Source organism: Paraflavitalea sp., assembly GCF_059502485.1.
The window spans coordinates 355,531-373,777 of record NZ_JCACET010000004.1 but is presented as its reverse complement, the minus strand read 5'-3'; the positions used below and the strand labels follow the sequence as shown (position 1 = coordinate 373,777).

Here is an 18,247-nt window from a genome sequence, read left to right as displayed (position 1 = left end):
ATTTAGCTGTGGCATTATCCTTCCAACCCATCAGGCCATTATTGCAAACAGGCACCAACGCTGCCTCCCGCTGGTTCTCTTACGTAGGCCTGGGCATTGGCGTGCTTTTGTTGCTTTGCTCTATCCAGATGTACATCAACATCCAGCAATTGCTGGGTGGCGATTCGCCCCGTAAAGATGGGTACGACTTCATTTCCATCTCTAAGACCATCACCAATGAAACGATGGGACAGCTGGAAAAAAACCTCTTTACGGTGGATGATATGAAGGAGCTGGAGTCAAAGCCTTTTGTGGAAGGTGTATCGCCCTTGCTGGCTAATAACTTCCGTTTCCAGATCAGCGGCGGCTCACTCATTCCTTTCGTGAGTGATTTCTTTGTGGAGTCGCTTGATGACAGCTTCATCGATACCGTACCTGCCAACTTCAAATGGCAGCCTGGTGATAATGTGATCCCTATTATCATTTCGTCTGACTTCCTGGAGATCTACAATGTGTTTGCGCCGGGTTATGGACTGCCGCAGATATCCGAAGCTACCGCCACGCAGCTGGGCTTACAATTAATCTGCTATCACCCCGATGGCACCCGTGAAACTTATCGCGGACAGGTAGTGGCCCTGAGTGATCGCATCAACTCCATCATTGTACCAAAGACTTTCTTAGACTGGGCCAACAACCGCTTTGGCACCACCAAAGACGTAAGGGCCTCCCGACTATACATCAAAACAAAGGATGCCAACAACCCTGACTTTCTCAATTTCCTGCAGCAGAAGAATTATAAGGTAAATAAGGACAAGACGAAGTTTGGCCGCGTGAAGCAAGTGTTGCAGGGTATATTCAGCGGGTTGGGCATTTTTGGTTTGCTGGTCGTAGTATTGGCACTTATGCTTTTCTCTTTTTACCTGCAACTGATGATTGCACGCAGTAAGGACAACCTGCAATTGCTGCTGGTGCTCGGCTATTCGCCCAACTGGCTCAGTAAAAATGTGTCGCGCCGTTTTATTCCTGTGTATATCCTCGTTGTATTCTTTGCGCTGGCAGCTACGCAACTCATGCAGTGGGCTTTCCACCACTTCGCTATGTTCGACAGGGATGAGCTTTCTACGCCTCTTCACTGGAGTGTGTTTGTAGTGGCGGTATTCCTGATATTCCTTTCGCTGGTTACTAATTACAGGATGGTGAGGAAGTTGCTGTATAAGATGGTGTGAGCTATGGCTTAGATGATTGTAAGGATTAGGACGATTTATTGCTTTTGATCAACCAAGTGATAACAGCTCCTATGGCTGCACCTATTACTATTTTGGCAATATCCCATATCTTATCCTTATGTCTTTTACGTTTGTCTTTTTCTTCTCTCCTTCTTTCCTCCTCTTCCTTTTCTTCATCATACCTATTGAGCACCGGTTTCATACTTTCAACAATATCATCAAACCTTGCCATAGTTCTCACTTGCTCTGAGAACGTATCAATGTCGACATTTAATAAAGTAGTGTCTGTATTTCTGTTTGTTCTGATGTCCCTCAACTGTTCCTGGATATTTCTGATGGCAGGCCGTATTATACTTCCGTATTCCGGAAAAGCATTAGCAACCGTAGTTATCTTATAGCAACTAATTTTATCTTTTATTTCTTCTATAAAGAGAGAGATTGTAATACAATGCAAATCATAAAACGCCCTGCATAGATGTTCTTTAGCTTCCAATATATTAATCTCGACATGTTCCGGAAAGGAGATGGTGTTATACAAATGAAAGACAAGACTTTTCAATTCATTGGCAGCATGAACCGGCGCTTTATGATCTGGTAGTTTTTCTTCGATGAGAATTGAATATTTCTTAATGAGGTTAAAAATATCCAATGTTTCTTTTAGAAAAGCATAGATGCTTTCCTGTACTTTTTGTTCGTTCAATGGCATAGCAGTTCGTTAACAATAAAACCTGCTATTACAGGCTTTAGTTATAATTATTCTGTCTGATACTTAATGGATTAAGGCATTTCCTCATTCAGGCCCATGTCTACTATATCATCTGCCTCTTTGTACGTTAGGATCTTTCCTTCTGCTTTTTGAATGTTACCGCGAACTCCTTTGGGAATGAACTCTGTTTTATGGGAGAAGTCAGGGAAATCCATCCTGTCGATGTCTGATAAGTGAAATTTACGGATAAGGATGTCATCAATGGAACTATAAGTACTGGCAAATACATCTTCTTTGAGGCTATTGGACAGCGTTGTTTCGAACTGTTCAATAAGCGCTTTAGCCTGTGCATCGATCCCGGCAGTTGATGAAGTAGTATGTATAGGCCTGTGTTGCATTATGATATTTTGCAATTATCTGCAAGATAATGATTCCACACGATATATTAAATAAAATCACACTACAACAGTACCAGAAGGCTCACCGAATACCTGCCGCCAGTGGTGGTCCATGTGTTCGATGTAATCGATGATCAGCCATTCGAGTGTTTTGGAGTCACCGGCAGGGGTGATCACCGTATAAGGAAGTTTCTCAGCAGGGACGCTGCTGATGACGTATACGATCTGTTGGTTGATTGATTTCCACAAATGCAGCATGTGGTCGAGTGGTAAATCCTGATAGCGATTGATGGCTACTAAACTATCCTGCATATACCGCAGTATCGTATATGGTTGTGGTTGACTTTGTACGTCTACAAACCGCTTGAGGTTGTTGATCCCAGAATCGATCAAGTGGCCCAGTATCTCCTTTTTCGACCACTTGCCAGGTATTGGCTTTGCCAGCAGTTCCTCTGTAGGTATCTCCTGGATACGCGCCGGAATATTGTTGATATGGGCGGTTAAGTCGATGATCACCTGTTCGATAGTCATGATTGCGAATTTATTGGATGCGTACGTACCTGGTCACGAATATAATCACGTGAAAACTGTTCTTTCAGTACAAAAGATTTGCCACTCTTTTTCCAGGCGTCGATGATGTGGCAAATGGCCACATAGCTGTCGAAATCACGCAGGAAAAACTCGTAGCTCTGTGTTTTGCCCTGATACCGGAACGCCAGCACATTATCATCGCCGTTTACGCTACCATAACCACGGCTTCCGCTTTGAGAGGACCTTCCAAAACTGAATCCGTAATACCCTCCGAGGTATATTGCTATGGATTGGATATTTTCAAACTCATATTTATCGGCACCTATCTGAATGTAACCGGGCGTAACGATTAGCTTTCTATCATCCCAGGCCCGCAGACTGAAAAAAGATCTTTGATTGATCGCACTCCATAAAGGAACCCCCACCAATATGGCTACTCCCACCAGGATCATGTAAATATTACCACTTCCGCCAATGATAAAGCCAATTGCAGCAATCACATACAGGATCATTTTGGCAGCCGCAAAGCGTTTGTATTTATAAAATACCGTAGAAAGTGTATGTTCCTGCATAGGTTTGGAGTTAAGTAGGTAATCATTACCCACCAACAAAATACTCAAAACCCGTCAACTATCATAGCCTCTCGTATACAATGGCAGCGCCCTGCCCTACGCCTACACACATGGTGGCCAGGCCACGCTTCGCACCGCGGCGTTTCATTTCATGCAATAAGGTAGCCGATATACGCGCGCCGCTGCAACCCAGTGGGTGACCAATAGCAATGGAGCCTCCATTCACATTTATTTTAGTGGCATCCAGTTCGAGATCGCGCATACAGGCGATAGATTGGGAAGCAAAGGCTTCGTTGAGCTCGATGAGGTCAAGGTCTTTGGCAGTGATGCCAGCGCGCTGCAAAGCTTTGCGGGAAGCAGGCACAGGTCCGATGCCCATGATAGCAGGATCAACACCGGCAACAGCCATCGAGCGGATAGTAGCCATCGGCTGCAGGTTGTATTTTTTTACAGCGGCTTCACTGGCCAGCAACAAAGCGGCAGCGCCATCATTGATACCGGAAGAGTTGCCGGCCGTAACAGAACCATCTTTTATAAATGCAGGCCGCAGAGAAGCCAGTTTCTCCATAGAAGTTTTGCGGGGCGGCTCATCTGTTTCAAGGTATATCTTCTCGCTCTCGTTCTTACCGCCCAATATCTCCACACCACTGATCTCCGCTTTCCAGATGCCTTTGCTTTGTGCGGCAAAATATTTCTCCTGGCTTTGCAAAGCAAACTCATCCTGTTCCTGGCGGCCTATGTTCCATTTCTTAGCTACATTCTCGGCCGTTTCGCCCATGGAATAGGGATGGTATTGATCGGTGAGTTTTTTATTTACAAAGCGCCAGCCAATGGTACTGTCATGCATTTCGTTGGTCCTGCTCCAGCCAGTACCAGCCTTGGCCATTACAAACGGAGCACGGGTCATGCTCTCTACGCCACCAGCAATGTAAAGCTCGCCTTCATCACACATAATGGCACGTGCAGCATCCATGATGGCCTGCAAGCCCGAAGCGCACAGACGGTTAACCGTATTACCGGGCACCGTTACCGGCAGGCCAGCCAGCAGGGCGGCCATACGCGCCACGTTGCGATTGTCTTCACCAGCCTGGTTGGCATCGCCGGCAATCACATCTTCAATGGCATTAATATCAATACTGGTATTGCGTTGTAACAACGATTTGATCACGTGGGCCAGCAGATCGTCGGGACGAATGGTGCTCAATACACCACCATACTTTCCTATAGGGGTACGAACAGCATCGATTACATATACTTTGCTCATATAGCTTTATTGGGATTGAGGGGCAAATATAAGCTAACAGGCATTAGTTTTCAGGCATTAGCCGTTAAGTGTTAGCTTTTAGCTTAAATACAAACTGTTTATAGTTAAATTGTGCGGTAACCAAAACAAGCCATGAGAAAAACAACCTTTATCCTGGTCCTGTTCATTGCAACGGGCAGCTTTGCCCAACAAAAGCGACTTATTCTCCAAAATATTAATGTGGTAGATGTAGAGAAAGGCAAGGTCCTTTCCGGTCAGACGGTGGTCATCACCGGCGATCGCATTACATCCATCAGCAAAGCCAGCACTTTCAAACCTACGCCTGCGGATAGCGTGGCAGATGGCACCGGGCAATACTTAACTCCCGGTCTGTGGGACATGCACACGCATGTGTGGGCGCCCGATTATTTCTTCTCCCTCTTTATTGCCAATGGCATTACCGGCATCCGGGGTATGTTCGAGTCGCCTTTCTTTATTAATGGTTGGCGGCAGAAGGGTAATACCGCCGGAGAACTTACACCACGTGGTTTTTATGCCGGCCCCATCGTGGATGGTCCTAAACCGATCTGGACTGGCAGTGCGGCCATAGGCGATACTGCCAGGGCGCGGGTGGTAGTAGACTCGCTCAAGAACCAGCTGAAAGTAGATTTCATTAAAGTGTACTCATTGCTGGAAAGGGATGTGTACTATACCGTTATGGACCAGGCTAAAAAGCAAGGGATGGTAGTGGCCGGTCACGTACCCAACAAAGTCTCTTTGCTGGAAGCTGCCCGCGCAGGCCAGAAATGTATGGAGCACATGGATGGTTTCAAAGAAATAGCTTCGGATAGCAGCGATTATTATTATCAGTTGATACAAGGGGTTATTAAAGACAGTAACTACAATGCGCCCGGCTCCAAGACTGAAATGTTGCTGCGCACCTTCAGTGAAAAAAAGCTGGCGGCAGCCATCAAAGAATTGAAGAAACTGGGCACCTGGTTCTGCCCTACCATGACGGTAAACCGGGGCATTGCCATCATGAATGATTCTTCTTTTGCCAACGATCCTCGCGCGGTATACCTGCCGCTTATGATCAAAAACATGTGGGACCCTACCAAGGATTTCCGGTTTAAAAATGCGGATGCCTTGTATTTCGACCGGCTGCGGAGAATTTACGAGCTGGATAAGAAGATTATCCGGGCGCTGAACGAAGCCGGCATCCCTTTGCTGGCCGGTACAGACATTCCCAACCCGTATTGCTATCCCGGCTTCTCGATCCATGAGGAACTGCAGATTTTCACGGAATGTGGCCTTACACCCGCCCAGGCGCTCCGGACGGCCACCCTGAACCCGGCCCTGTACTTCGGCATTGAAAAGGAGCACGGAACGGTTGCTGCGGGCAAGTATGCCGACCTATTGATATTGAAAGCCAATCCTTTAGAGAACATTGGCAATACCCGGAACATCGGGGCCGTGATCCTAAAAGGGCGTTTTATAGGCCCTTCAGGGGTGGACGCGCTGCTCCAAAAAGCCCGTAAACTGGCCGGTAACTAAATTGTCGGCCGGTTAAAGTACCTTTGCAGCGATGAAAACGGCGAAGAAAAATATCCGGCACCTCACGCCGGATGAATTGAATAGTTATTTTGAAACACTGGGGGAAAAGAAGTTCCGCGCCAAACAGGTGTATGAATGGTTATGGCTGAAGCAGGCTCAATCCTTTGATGCCATGACCAACCTGAGCAAGGAGCTACGTGCCAAACTCGCCGATAATTTCTCACTTCCTGCACTTACTGTAGATGCTACTCAATACTCTGCCGATGGCACTGTTAAGTCGCGTTTCAAAACGCATGACGGCCACCTGGTAGAAGGTGTACTGATACCCACTGACGATCGTAAAACGGCTTGCGTTTCCTCACAGATCGGCTGCTCCCTGAGCTGCAAGTTCTGTGCTACGGGTTACATGGAACGTAAACGGAACCTTGATTTTGACGAGATCTACGACGAAGTGGTGTTGATCAACCAGCAAAGTGAACGTGTGTATGAAAAGAAGCTGACGAATATTGTGTTCATGGGTATGGGTGAGCCTTTATTGAACTATCGTAATGTGCTGAAGTCGATCGAACGCATCACCTCACCGGATGGATTGGGGATGAGCCCCCGCCGTATCACAGTTTCTACTGCTGGCGTAGCCAAGCAGATCAAGCAACTGGGTGATGACAATGTGCGGTTCAAGCTGGCGCTGTCGTTACACGCTGCCAATGATAAAAAGCGTAATGAGATCATGCCTATCAATGAGAGCAACAACCTGGAGGCATTGATCGAGTCGCTGAATTATTTTTATAAGAAGACAGAGAACGAGATCACGTTTGAATATATCCTGTTCAACAATTTCAACGACAGCCTCAAGGATGCCGATGAATTGATCAAGATATACAGGCAGGTACCAGCCGACTTAGTAAATATCATAGAGTACAATCCTATCGATATGGCCACCTTCCGCAAGCCGGATGAAAAGGTGACCAACACTTTTATGGAGTACCTGGAGAAGCACCGTGTGAATGCACGGCTGAGAAGAAGCCGGGGTAAGGATATCGATGCTGCCTGTGGCCAGTTGGCCAATAAGGAAGGCATCATCAATTAAGGTTTTAGCTGTTAGCCTTTAGGCGTTAGTTTTAGAGGTTAGCAATCATTTATATTTCATCATTACTGTTGTAAAACAGCAAATCAATTTTATGAGCAAGAGTAAAGGTTCAGCCTCATTCGGTAAGTTTATCCAGCAAAAAGAGACAGGCGCAAAAAAGAAAGAACGCATCCGCCAGGAGAAGAAAGCTGTGCGCCAGGAAACGAAAGCCTATTTTGATAAGAAGAAAGCAGACGCCAGGGCATTCCGTGAAGGTAATGCAGCCAATGCTGCCGGCGCAGCTCCTAAAACACCCAAGGGTGGTTTCCCCAGTGCAGTAAGCAGAAAGCCTAAATCGACCGACAACCAAAATACCGACGACTGGCAAAGTGGAAGGGACAGCATGCGGGAAGGAGGTACAAAGGGTACCGGCAAGAAGTTTGTGAACAAGGGCTATAACCGCATGAGCTACATGGAACGGAAGAAGAAGCAGGCGGAGAAGATGCAGAATCCAGAAGCCAGAATTCAGAATCCAGAATACAAGAGTCAGAAGCCGGAAAGCAATAAAAAGCCGGTAATCGGCAATCGGCAATCGGCAGTAAGCAAACCGCAAACAACAGGCAATAAACCGTCTTTTGAAAAGCGCACGGAAAGCAAACCTGCTTTCACCAAAGCGCCGGCCAACAAGCCAGCCTTTACTAAAGCACCTGCAGCTAAAGCAACTGTTGCCGGCAACAAGCCTAAGCTGGCTGTTACAAAATCTACACAAGAGACAGCTAAGCCTGCTTCGGGCAAAGCAGCGACAAACGTTCTTCCTCTCAATAAATTTATTGCACACTCCGGCATTACCTCACGCAGGGATGCAGCTGATATTGTGAAGTCAGGTATTGTAGTGGTGAATGGCAAAGTAATTACAGAGCCAGGCTTTAAGGTGAGCAAGCAGGATGAGGTAAAAGTGAATGGCAAAGTGATACAGATACGCCAAACCATGGTGTACATCCTGATCAATAAGCCCAAAGATTTCATCACTACTACTGAAGATCCGCAAGGCAGAAAAACAGTGCTGGACATTATTAAGAATGCCACGACCGAAAGGATATATCCTGTTGGCCGCCTCGATCGCAACACCACCGGTGTGTTGCTGCTCACCAATGATGGCGAGCTGGCGCAAAAGCTAACGCATCCCAGCTACATGGTGAAGAAGATTTATGAGGTAAAGCTGGACAAGCCGTTGGTGAAGAAAGATTTCGATACCATCGTGAATGGTATTACCCTCGAAGACGGGTTCATTGCCCCTGACGCACTGGCCTATGCCGACAGCAAGGACAAGAGCGTGATCGGCATCGAGATACACAGTGGCCGCAACCGCATCGTGCGTCGCATCTTTGAACACATGGGTTATGATGTGCGCAACCTGGACCGTGTGATGTATGCTAACCTCACCAAGAAAAATGTAGATCGCGGCAAATGGCGTTTCCTCAACGAGAAGGAAGTACGCCTGCTGAAATACCTCAATAGTTCGTACACTAAAAAACAAAATGTCTAACCGTGGTTAAGATAGCTCCTGAGATATTGTTGGAAAATGATCATTTTGTTGTGCTCAATAAACCGTCGGGCCTGTTGAGTATCCCCGATCGTGAAGGCAAAGAGTTTTCCCTGAAGCAAATGCTGCAGGAAAAGTATGGCCAGATATTTACCGTGCACCGCCTCGACCGCGATACCAGCGGCATCATCGTATTTGCCCGGGATGAGGAAACGCACAAGTTCCTTTCCAAAGCGTTCGAAGAAAGAACGGTAGAGAAATACTATCAGGGTATTGTGAATGGCGTGCCACCTATCAAGAAGAAGACCGTCAATGAGCCCATTGCCGAGAATATGACCAAGCGCGGCGTGATGCTGATCCATCAGCGTGGAAAGCAATCCATCACCGATTATGAGGTGCTGGAAGAGTTTGGAAAATTCTCCCTGATGCAGTTTCGCATTCATACGGGGCGTACGCACCAGATACGGGTGCACATGCAGCATGAAGGTCACCCCATCGTAGTGGATGAGCTTTATGGTGATCCCAAACCCATCCTTGTATCTTCTTTCAAACGCAACTATAATCTTTCTAAAAGCGAAGAGGAAGAAAAGCCCATCCTTGGCAGGCTTGGTCTGCATGCCGCCAGGCTGCAGTTTACCGATGCACAGGGAACAGCTTATAACATAGAGGCTCCGCTACCAAAAGATATGCGGGCACTGTTGCAGCAACTGAGAAAGCGCAAGTAATTATAGTGTTCTATAGTAGACGAAGGAGTAATACGCTGCCTATCCAGGAAGTATTACTCCTTCTTGTATAACACCCAAATCTCATTGATAGAGTTCATTTTCTTCGAGTGCAGGAACTCATTCAGTCCCCATAAGAAATCGGAAGAATGCATCACCGGCTTAAAGCCCATGCTATCTACCACTGCCTGGTGTTTAATAATCTCGTTATAAGTGCTCACGAAGTAGGTATCCTTTTGTGTCATCACCCTGATCGAATCAGGATCTTTGAACTTCTTAATGGTAATGTTCGGTGCACCGTTTTTGTAGAACACCTGGGGGCTCGCACTCGGTGTTTCAAACGGATGCTGTCCCAGTGAATAGATCGTTACGGGTTGCCCGTCAAACTTCTTTGTCAACAGGTGAGAGAACTGGACCGTTTGTCCGTAGGGAACAAACGCAAACATCACCAACGCGAAACAGTTCAGCACGATCGTAAACCACAACAGTCCTTTCATGAAACTCCGTACCCATTGTTTGGTGTTCTGGTAAAAATGCTCCAGGTCGGGCAATGTCCAGCCAATGATCAGCGGCAACACATTAAAGATGGGGAATATGAAACGTTCTTCCTTATGTCCCACCATCGAGTGGGCGATCACAAACAGCACCGTGCCCAGGTATATCGGGTTGCGGTAAAGCTTGACGGATGATTTGAGCGCGTAATAGAAAAATATCAGGCAGAATAACGGCGCCGGCATTACTCCCAATATCAGTCCGATATAGCGCACAAAGCTGCTTTCACCAAAGCCAGCCGCCCGCTTGTCGAAGATATTGGTATAGAAATACGTGTAAGGTGTCAGCACCCACTCTTTATAAAACAGATAATCCAGGTAAACATTCAGCACAAAGCCTATTCCAAAGCCAATAGCGATGGGCAGCAGGTGCTTGTATTTCTTTTCGAAGAATAACAGCCAGATACCTATGCCCGCCATGGCAAACCCGATCTGGAACCGGAAATAGAATGCTATGCTGAATAAGAACCCAATCAACAACAGGAATAAAAAGCCCGGTTGTTTATCTTTCTTAACATCATACCACAACAGTGTTCCAAAAAATGCTACAGACGACATCATCTCCGAGCAGAACAGCGTACGCGTATAAGGCAGTACCCATGTAAAGTTCATCAGCAGCAACACATACACCAATATCTTTCGTGGGCCATTCTTAAAGTAATGGAAGGCCATCAGGTTGAACACTGCATACATCACCAGGCCCAGTATCACCCGCAGAACGGTCAACTGGGCATAGGGGTCCGTAAAGCCAATAGCGTTACAGAGTTTATTATAACCCGTAAATAAATATACCTGGATGGTGGGCCTAACAAAGTGGTTGATCTCCCATACGTATTTCGCCCCATTATCCACTCCTTGCTGGAACAGTGAGAATTCGATGATCTGGAAATGCTGGTCTGCGCTGGAGTACCCGATAGCTGTAATAGCTGTAATCAGCTGAAGGAGGATGCCCCCCATTAAAATCAGTTGCAGCCGGCGGTCGCTTTGAATGATACGCTTTATGTCAGTAAACATGGGATGGTATAATAATCAATAAGAAGGGGTAAATATAGCCAAGATTTGCCTCCCTGCCACCATCTGTCATTACTCACTTCGCCGCTGCATTTGAAATGACAATTATTTAACACGTATACCTGTGGGAAAAATTACTCATTCTTATATACCACGCCGTCTTTCATTACAAACTTCATCTTGCCCATCGCCTGTACATCTTTGGTAGGATCGCCGTCAACAGCTACAATGTCGGCCAGCTTGCCTTTTTCAATACTGCCGATGACATCGCTCATACCCAGCAGGTCTGCGGCGGACACCGTGGCTGATTGTATGGCCTCCATAACAGGCATGCCTGCCTCGTTCATGTATACAAATTCCATCCAGTTCTTTCCATGCATGTACACGCCCGCATCGGTGCCAAAGGCAATCTTTACGCCTGCCTTGTAAGCCTTACCAAAAGTGGATTGTATTTTAGGTCCGATAGCCAGGGCTTTGGGTGTAACGAGATCAGGATAATAGCCGGGCTTCTTTGCCGAGTCGGCCACCGACTTGCCGGCTGTAATGGTAGGTACATACCAGGTGCCATACTGCTTCATGAGTTGCATGGTCTCATCGTCCATGTGGGTGCCATGCTCAATGCTGTTTACGCCACCTTTCACGGCGCGCTTCATGGCTTCTGCACCATGGCAATGGGCTGCTACTTTAAAGCCGTAATCTTTGGCAGTTGATACAATGGCTTTGATCTCCTCTTCGGTAAACTGTGGGTTCTCTCCACTTTTGGCCACGCTCAATACACCACCGGAAGCGGTGATCTTGATCAGGTCGGAGCCATCTTTATAGCGCTGGCGCACTGCCTGCCTGCATTCATCGGGACCGTTGGCTACGCCGGCAGCAGGCCCAGGATCGCCCATCAGGTCTTTGCGGTAACCATTGGTAGGATCGGCATGGCCGCCGGTAGTGGCAATGGACTTGCCGGCAGTAACTATACGTGGCCCTTTGATCAGTCTTTTATTGATAGCATTGCGCAGGGAAATGTTTACACCCGTGCCGCCTAAGTCGCGCACCGTAGTAAACCCGATCTGTAATGTACGCTCGGCATACACTACCGACTGGTAAGCATAATCAGCGGGGTTGAAAGTAAACTTCTGGATATACTGGTTGGGACTGGTTTCATCTTCGAGGTGTACGTGGCAATCGATGAGGCCCGGCATCACCGTTTTATCTTTCAGGTCGATCACTTTATCGGTACCTGCCGCTTTGGTATAACCGGCTTGTACATCTGTTATTTTATTACCTTCTACTATGATGGAGTATTGTGTCAATACCTGTCCTTTGGAAACATCGATCAATTTACCGCAGTGCAGGATGGTCCGTTGGGCCAATAGCTGCAAGGGAAGGAATGCAACGAGCAGGAGCATAGCAGGCTTTAGTGCGCGCAGCCCGCGGAGTAGAGCATTTCTCATGAACAGTTAATTTGTAGTAAGATATTCTGAAATGGGCTAAAAACAAAAAACCTTCCCGTAAAAACGGGAAGGTTGTATATCGATGTCAGAAATTACAATTAACCACTATTTCTCCAGGTTGGGCTGGGGCGTGTAGCGCAGGTAAGGCTTAATTACCTGTACACCTTTGGGGAATTTCTTGATAGCGTCTTCTGTAGATACAGCAGGCACCACAATTACATCTTCACCATGTTTCCAGTCGGCAGGAGTAGCTACGCTGTAATCAGCAGTCAGTTGGAGTGATTCTATTACACGCAATACTTCATAGAAATTTCTTCCGGTAGAAGCAGGGTAAGTAATAGTCAGCTTCACTTTTTTATCGGGTCCGATCACAAACAGTGAACGAACGGTTACTGTTGCTGAAGCATTGGGGTGGATCATATCGTACAGGGTAGCAACATTGCGATCTGTATCGGCGATGATGGGGAAGCCCACGTTACAGCTTTGTGTTTCGTTTATATCGTTAACCCAGCTGGAGTGGTGATCGAGTGTGTCAACACTAACAGCCAGTACTTTTACATTGCGTTTTTCGAATTCACCTTGCAATAAAGCGGTTTTACCCAGTTCAGTTGTACACACGGGGGTGAAATCGGCAGGGTGAGAGAAGAGGATACCCCAGCTATCGCCAAGGAATTCGTAGAAGTCGATATCGCCAGCAGTCGTTTTCGCCTGGAAATTTGGCGCGATGTCTCCCAATCTTAAACTCATACAAAGATATTTATGGTTAAAAAAATTATCCGGAAAAGGCTACGAAGATACTGATTCCCTACTTAAGAAGTAGACTAAATTGTTAATTTTCTCTTATCCTGCCATTTAAGTCCCTGAAAACTTCCGATTGCAGCAATGTTGCCGGAATTTAAGCAGAATGGTGCCGGACTTGTAGGCAACAGGCCGCAAATTTCACATAATAACTAATTATAAAGCAATGCATTATTTACCAGTAGCCTTGGTAATGGCATACTTCCCGAAGCGATTCTTTACGTCGTCGATGGCTTTGTAGAGGCCGTTCTTTTTCTCCGCATCGGTGAAAAGGTTGGTCTGCACTGCTTCGTCGGTCAGTTCGCTGAGCCGCACCCCCATGAGGCGTATGGGGTGTCCTTTGCGCCAGAGCTTGTGGAACAACTCCTTAGCTTTTGGAATCAACTCATCGTCGTAAAAAGTGTAAGGTATGGTGGTTTGTTTGGAGGTAGTTTCGAAGTCGGGATAGCGGATCTTGACGGCAATGCAGCCGGCCGTTTTGTTGTCCTGCCGCAGCTCATAAGCCACGCGCTCGGTCATATGGACCAACTCCGTCATCAGGCGGTTGACGTCTGTCAGATTCTCCTCAAATGTATTTTCGGTAGAGATGGACTTGGACTCGTAGTAAGGCGTCACTTCGCCGTGGTGAATGCCCTGTGATTTGTTCCACAACTCAAGGCCGTATTTGCCAAATCGCTTCTCCAGTACTTCAGGCAATTGCTCGCTCAGATCACGGATGGTATAAACGCCCAGTGTTTTGAGTGCATCGTAGGTATGGTTTCCAACTCCTGGAATCTTATTCACCGTCAGCGGCGCCAGGAAGTCTTTTTCTTTCCCGAACGGAATATGCAAATATCCATTGGGCTTGGCCGCATCGGTAGCGATCTTGGCGATCATTTTATTAGCCGCCAGGGCAAAGGAAATAGGTAACCCTGTTTTGTCGATGATCTCCTGCCGCAGGTCGATGGTCCACTGAAAGGGCTGGAAGTATTTATCCATCCCGGTAAGGTCGAGGTAGAACTCGTCGATGGAAGCCTTCTCAAACAACGGCGCCTTCTCGGCAATGATATTGGTAACGATGCGGGAATATTTGCTGTAATCGCCGCGGCTGTTGTTGGTCACAATCGCATGCGGACAAAGCCGCAGCGCTGTTTTCATCGGCATGGCCGAATGAATGCCGTATTTACGGGCTTCATAGCTACAGGCGGCTACCACGCCCCTCTCCCGGCCACCCACCAACAGCGGCTTTCCCTTCAGGGAAGGGTTGTTGAGGCACTCTACAGATACGAAGAATGCATCGAGGTCGAAATGTGCTATGATGCGCTGGGTGGACATGTGGGTGTAAAGTTAGGTAACAGTTGAGAGGTTGATAAGTTGAAGTAGTTGGAAAGTTAACATGTTGAAAAGTTGATAGGGGAAAGCATTCGTTTTTAAGCGCTAACGACTATTAGCTTTTGACTATTTTTACCATATGGAGCAGGAACTGGCACTGTTACGGAAGCAGATCTTTGCGTTACATCCGCTGTCGGAAGCAGAATGGGACGATTTTGCGGCCATTTGGCAGCCTGTACAATACAAACGCAAGACTATTCTTACCACAGCCGGGGAAACAGAGCGCTACCTGTACTTTGTGACGGAAGGGGTACAGCGGGCTTTTTATGTAGATGACCGTCACCCCGAGGCTACGGTAGTCTTCAGCTATGCACCTTCTTTCTCGGGCGTTGTGGATTCCTTTCTCACACAACAGCCTTCCCGCTATTTCCTCGAAACGCTTACTACCAGCAAGATGCTGCGCACCACTTACCAGCAGGTACAGCAACTGATGGATAAACACCACAACATCGAACGCTGGGTACGCATGTCCATTTCCTGGGTGATGATGGGGTTGCTGGAACGGCAGATCGAATTGTTGAGTTACAGTGCCGAAGAGAAGTTCCGCATCCTGCTTAAGCGCAGTCCGCATGTATTACAGCTGATACCGCACAAATACCTCGCTTCTTACATGGGTATCGATGCCAGTACGTTCAGCAAACTGATGGCAAGTGTGCGGATTGAGTGACGGTTGACACCGTGATTAGATACGTTCATACGACCAAACACACAATTCAACCAATTTAAGATTTCCCTGCCGGGCTTGTTTGGTAGCATTGACCTCATAAACTATACCGCATGGTCCGGATCTTTACTTTTTGCTGTTCATTCTTACTGAGTGTTGGCTGTCTGGCGCAGTCAACCACCTATATCGGTGCTGAGGTGGCCGTTTCGGCTGATTTTTTCAAGATCAGTGATCCTGGTGGCCGGGTGACGCATCCGGAGATCAGCAGCGCACTATTGGGCGCTACGATACGCCACACCTTATCGAAGAATCTGTTCCTGGAAGGAGGCATCTATACAAGGGCTTATAAATTGGGGGTGGCGTTCGATGATAATTATGGTTCCAGTGGTACTGACCGGACAGGTTATTTGGTGCCGCTGCGCGTGGGTGGACGGCTACCACTGTTCAAAGGTGCATTGGCCATTTGTCCGATAGTAGGCTTTACGTTTGGTGTTACCGATGAAGGGCAAGGCGGTTTGCTGGATAGTGCCGACTATAAAGTTGGTGCTACGAATATCCGGTATATGTATACTACGACTTATCCTTCGCAGGTATTTTCTTTGGTTCAGGTGGGTATAGGAATCGATATCCGGCTTTGGCCTAAAACTCTGCTCAGCCTCAGTACTAATTTCTACGGTGGCATTAACAAAATAATGGCTCAGCAGATTGGCTATGTTCCTGAAAATGGAGCTGCTGTAAAAGCTACGCAGCATTCGAATGGAGGATTTTATACAGTGGGGATCGGGATTAAACGTGAAGTAAACTGGTTCAAATAACGCGTTCAAGGTAACACCTTCCCGCAGAGCGGGACAAGTTTTGAAAAGGTGTCACCTTGAACGCCCAGCAGGTTTCAAAAATCATGGTGTACGCCAAGATTTTTGAAATTGGAGGCCGGTAGCTTTGTGGTATCAAAACAGGAAACAATGAAACAGATGCAAAGTAACCAGTTGCTGGATCAGCTGGAAGCAGATACCAAACAGATCATTCTCACCTTGCATTACCTGTTGCAGGAAGACCCGGGTGTATTGACACAGCAACCTGCCGCTGGCAAATGGAGTGTGGCGCAGATAGCGGAACACCTCAATTCTTATGGTCGTTATTATCTACCGTTGATGCAACAGGGTCTACAGCAATCTACCTACCCTGCCAATGCGTCTTTTAAACCGGGATGGCTGGGTGATTATTTTGTGAAATCCATGCTACCGAAGGAAGATGGCCGGATTCCCAACAAGATGAATGCGCCCAAAAATCATCGTCCTTCTCCGCATGTAGACAGCTTTACCGTATTGAATGAATTTATGAATCAGGAAAAGTTGTTGCTGGAGTTATTGCAGCAGGCCCGCACTTCCGATCTCAATAAGATCAAGATACCCATCTCTATTGCGAAGTTCATCAAAATAAAACTGGGTGATACTTTCCGCTTTCTGATTGCGCATCACCAGCGTCACTTTGTGCAGGTGTCTAATACACTGCAAGCCGTACGAGGTAATCATGGCTATACTTTCCCTTCTTCCGGCGTTGCAGTGCAATAGTATTTTTAGTGTTGATCGAAATACCCCATCCACTTCAGGGGTGACCAAGAGTCTCCGATAGTTGTGGCTAATATTTTACCTGCTGCCAATTCAAAGTTGTCGCTATTGCTCAACAGTACAATGGAAATGCCTTTATCAGGATAGTTCACGCAGTAATTCTGCCATCCTTCTGAGTGTCCGCCATGAAAAAATGCCTTGCCGTGCGGGGTTTTAAACAGCCCCCACCCAAGGCCCCATGACAATTGCATATTGCTGAACTCACCGGGGGTGGTCATGCTATCGCGCAGTGGACCGAAACCACGCTTGCTGGTCACCTTGATCTGCGGTGTAAGCATCTCGTTATACAGCTTTTCGGAAAGCCCCTTTTTGCCTAATACATCAGCTACAAATAAACTGTAATCAGCTGCAGTGGTTACCATGGAGCCGGCAGCTCTTGCGCTGCTACGCTTCTCTGCGCCGATCACTTTGCCATTTTTATCGTGACCTACTGCATAGTCGCCTTCATATTCTTTCTGCCATACCATGGCTGTGTGTTTCATGCCCAGTGGTTCGTAGATGTATTCTTTGAACAGGGTCTGCAAGTCTTTACCGGTACGCTCTTCCACGATAGCCCCCAGGAGGTTCATGCCTTCATTGGAATAATACATAGCCTTTCCGGGTTTGCTGATCAGTGTAAGGGTATTGCTATCGCCTACGAAATAACGCAATACGGGCAAGCCTGAGCTATGGCTCAACAGCATGCGGGCTGTGATGTTTTTGAATTCAGGTTCTTTACCCAGGTCTTTCCATTTTTCATAAGACCCGATGGGATTCTTCAGGTACGTATATACTGGTTTGTCCAATTCAAACATGCCTTTATCTACCAACTTCAGAAAGAGATAGGAGAACATAGGTTTAGTAAGTGAGGCTGCATATGACACCGTATTATCAGTGAAGGGCTCATTGGTAGCTGCGTTCTTTACACCAAAGTATTTTTGATAGATGATCACACGGTTTTTCACCACCACCACTGAAAGACCAGTGACGTTTTCAGCTTTCGCTATAGCCTGTAATCTTTTACTTAATTGTTCGCTGCTTGTTTTGGTTCGTCCATCCAGCATGGGTATATCTTCCCGTTCTGGTGCAAAACCAGTAGTGGTAATGGCAACACAAAGCAGGAATACAATTATCGATTTCATCTTATTTTCTTTTGCTCATCATTGGTTAAAAAGCGTGCCATATTTGTGCAGCATTGATCTTGAATAGTTTATGTGTTGTATTGCAGCAAGGTGTTCGTTTATGAACAGTTGCTGTATG

18 protein-coding genes are annotated in these 18,247 nt (G+C 46.9%); 8 read left to right on the top strand and 10 right to left on the bottom strand.

The annotated features are described in order from the left end of the window. Positions 1-8 precede the first annotated feature (8 nt). Positions 9-1,205, top strand: coding sequence for an FtsX-like permease family protein (locus AC5JBY_RS01580; RefSeq protein ID WP_495902782.1), 1,197 nt, complete (start codon positions 9-11; stop codon positions 1,203-1,205). A 25-nt stretch (positions 1,206-1,230) separates the two neighbouring features. Here the strand turns inward: AC5JBY_RS01580 and AC5JBY_RS01575 are convergent, their stop codons facing one another. The 5 genes from AC5JBY_RS01575 to AC5JBY_RS01555 form a co-directional block, all read right to left on the bottom strand. After that, positions 1,231-1,911 carry a hypothetical protein gene (locus AC5JBY_RS01575; RefSeq protein WP_495902781.1) on the bottom strand — a complete coding sequence of 227 codons (681 nt, stop codon included), beginning with the start codon at positions 1,909-1,911 and terminating at the stop codon, positions 1,231-1,233. Positions 1,912-1,982: 71 nt separating this feature from the next. Further along, positions 1,983-2,309 (bottom strand): hypothetical protein, encoded by a 327-nt coding sequence (locus AC5JBY_RS01570; RefSeq protein WP_495902780.1) that lies wholly within the window; start codon positions 2,307-2,309, stop codon positions 1,983-1,985. A 57-nt stretch (positions 2,310-2,366) separates the two neighbouring features. Continuing rightward, positions 2,367-2,840, bottom strand: coding sequence for a DinB family protein (locus AC5JBY_RS01565; RefSeq protein ID WP_495902779.1), 474 nt, complete (start codon positions 2,838-2,840; stop codon positions 2,367-2,369). Beyond that, entirely contained in the window at positions 2,837-3,412 is a 576-nt protein-coding gene (locus tag AC5JBY_RS01560) for a hypothetical protein (protein ID WP_495902778.1), read from the bottom strand. The genes AC5JBY_RS01565 and AC5JBY_RS01560 overlap by 4 nt, the downstream gene beginning before the upstream one ends. Positions 3,413-3,473: 61 nt before the next feature. Continuing rightward, positions 3,474-4,676, bottom strand: coding sequence for a thiolase family protein (locus AC5JBY_RS01555; RefSeq protein ID WP_495902777.1), 1,203 nt, complete (start codon positions 4,674-4,676; stop codon positions 3,474-3,476). 132 nt (positions 4,677-4,808) lie between these two features. Here AC5JBY_RS01555 and AC5JBY_RS01550 point away from each other — a divergent pair, with 132 nt between their 5' ends. The 4 genes from AC5JBY_RS01550 to AC5JBY_RS01535 all read left to right on the top strand — a co-directional run bounded on the left by AC5JBY_RS01550 (position 4,809) and on the right by AC5JBY_RS01535 (position 9,543). After that, positions 4,809-6,209 (top strand): amidohydrolase family protein, encoded by a 1,401-nt coding sequence (locus AC5JBY_RS01550; protein WP_495902776.1) that lies wholly within the window; start codon positions 4,809-4,811, stop codon positions 6,207-6,209. A 31-nt stretch (positions 6,210-6,240) separates the two neighbouring features. Continuing rightward, the gene (rlmN, locus tag AC5JBY_RS01545; RefSeq protein ID WP_495902775.1) at positions 6,241-7,296 is read left to right on the top strand and encodes a dual-specificity RNA methyltransferase RlmN; all 1,056 of its coding nucleotides are present in this window, start codon (positions 6,241-6,243) and stop codon (positions 7,294-7,296) included. Between the two features lie 91 nt (positions 7,297-7,387). Then, a complete protein-coding gene (locus tag AC5JBY_RS01540; RefSeq protein WP_495902774.1) occupies positions 7,388-8,821 on the top strand; it encodes a pseudouridine synthase in 1,434 nt (477 codons plus the stop codon). Between the two features lie 2 nt (positions 8,822-8,823). Further along, positions 8,824-9,543, top strand: a complete 720-nt coding sequence (locus AC5JBY_RS01535) for an RluA family pseudouridine synthase (protein WP_495902773.1) — start codon at positions 8,824-8,826, stop codon at positions 9,541-9,543. 53 nt (positions 9,544-9,596) lie between these two features. On the opposite strand, the gene AC5JBY_RS01530 is transcribed toward AC5JBY_RS01535, so the two are convergent. The 4 genes from AC5JBY_RS01530 to dinB form a co-directional block, all read right to left on the bottom strand. After that, entirely contained in the window at positions 9,597-11,105 is a 1,509-nt protein-coding gene (locus AC5JBY_RS01530; protein WP_495902772.1) for a glycosyltransferase family protein, read from the bottom strand. A 131-nt stretch (positions 11,106-11,236) separates the two neighbouring features. Then, a complete protein-coding gene (locus AC5JBY_RS01525; protein ID WP_495902771.1) occupies positions 11,237-12,547 on the bottom strand; it encodes a metal-dependent hydrolase family protein in 1,311 nt (436 codons plus the stop codon). Positions 12,548-12,652: 105 nt separating this feature from the next. Then, positions 12,653-13,294, bottom strand: a complete 642-nt coding sequence (locus AC5JBY_RS01520; RefSeq protein WP_495902770.1) for a peroxiredoxin — start codon at positions 13,292-13,294, stop codon at positions 12,653-12,655. A gap of 222 nt (positions 13,295-13,516) precedes the next feature. After that, positions 13,517-14,659, bottom strand: coding sequence for a DNA polymerase IV (gene dinB / locus AC5JBY_RS01515; protein ID WP_495902769.1), 1,143 nt, complete (start codon positions 14,657-14,659; stop codon positions 13,517-13,519). Positions 14,660-14,795: 136 nt separating this feature from the next. Here dinB and AC5JBY_RS01510 point away from each other — a divergent pair, with 136 nt between their 5' ends. The 3 genes from AC5JBY_RS01510 to AC5JBY_RS01500 all read left to right on the top strand — a co-directional run bounded on the left by AC5JBY_RS01510 (position 14,796) and on the right by AC5JBY_RS01500 (position 16,951). After that, positions 14,796-15,383: a Crp/Fnr family transcriptional regulator gene (locus tag AC5JBY_RS01510; protein ID WP_495902768.1), complete on the top strand. Its 588-nt coding sequence runs from the start codon at positions 14,796-14,798 to the stop codon at positions 15,381-15,383. Between the two features lie 110 nt (positions 15,384-15,493). Next, a complete protein-coding gene (locus AC5JBY_RS01505; protein ID WP_495902767.1) occupies positions 15,494-16,195 on the top strand; it encodes a hypothetical protein in 702 nt (233 codons plus the stop codon). A 147-nt stretch (positions 16,196-16,342) separates the two neighbouring features. Next, positions 16,343-16,951 carry a DinB family protein gene (locus tag AC5JBY_RS01500; RefSeq protein ID WP_495902766.1) on the top strand — a complete coding sequence of 203 codons (609 nt, stop codon included), beginning with the start codon at positions 16,343-16,345 and terminating at the stop codon, positions 16,949-16,951. 5 nt (positions 16,952-16,956) lie between these two features. Here AC5JBY_RS01500 and AC5JBY_RS01495 read toward each other — a convergent pair whose 3' ends face one another. Further along, positions 16,957-18,129, bottom strand: coding sequence for a serine hydrolase domain-containing protein (locus AC5JBY_RS01495; protein WP_495902765.1), 1,173 nt, complete (start codon positions 18,127-18,129; stop codon positions 16,957-16,959). Between the last annotated feature and the right edge of the window lie 118 nt (positions 18,130-18,247).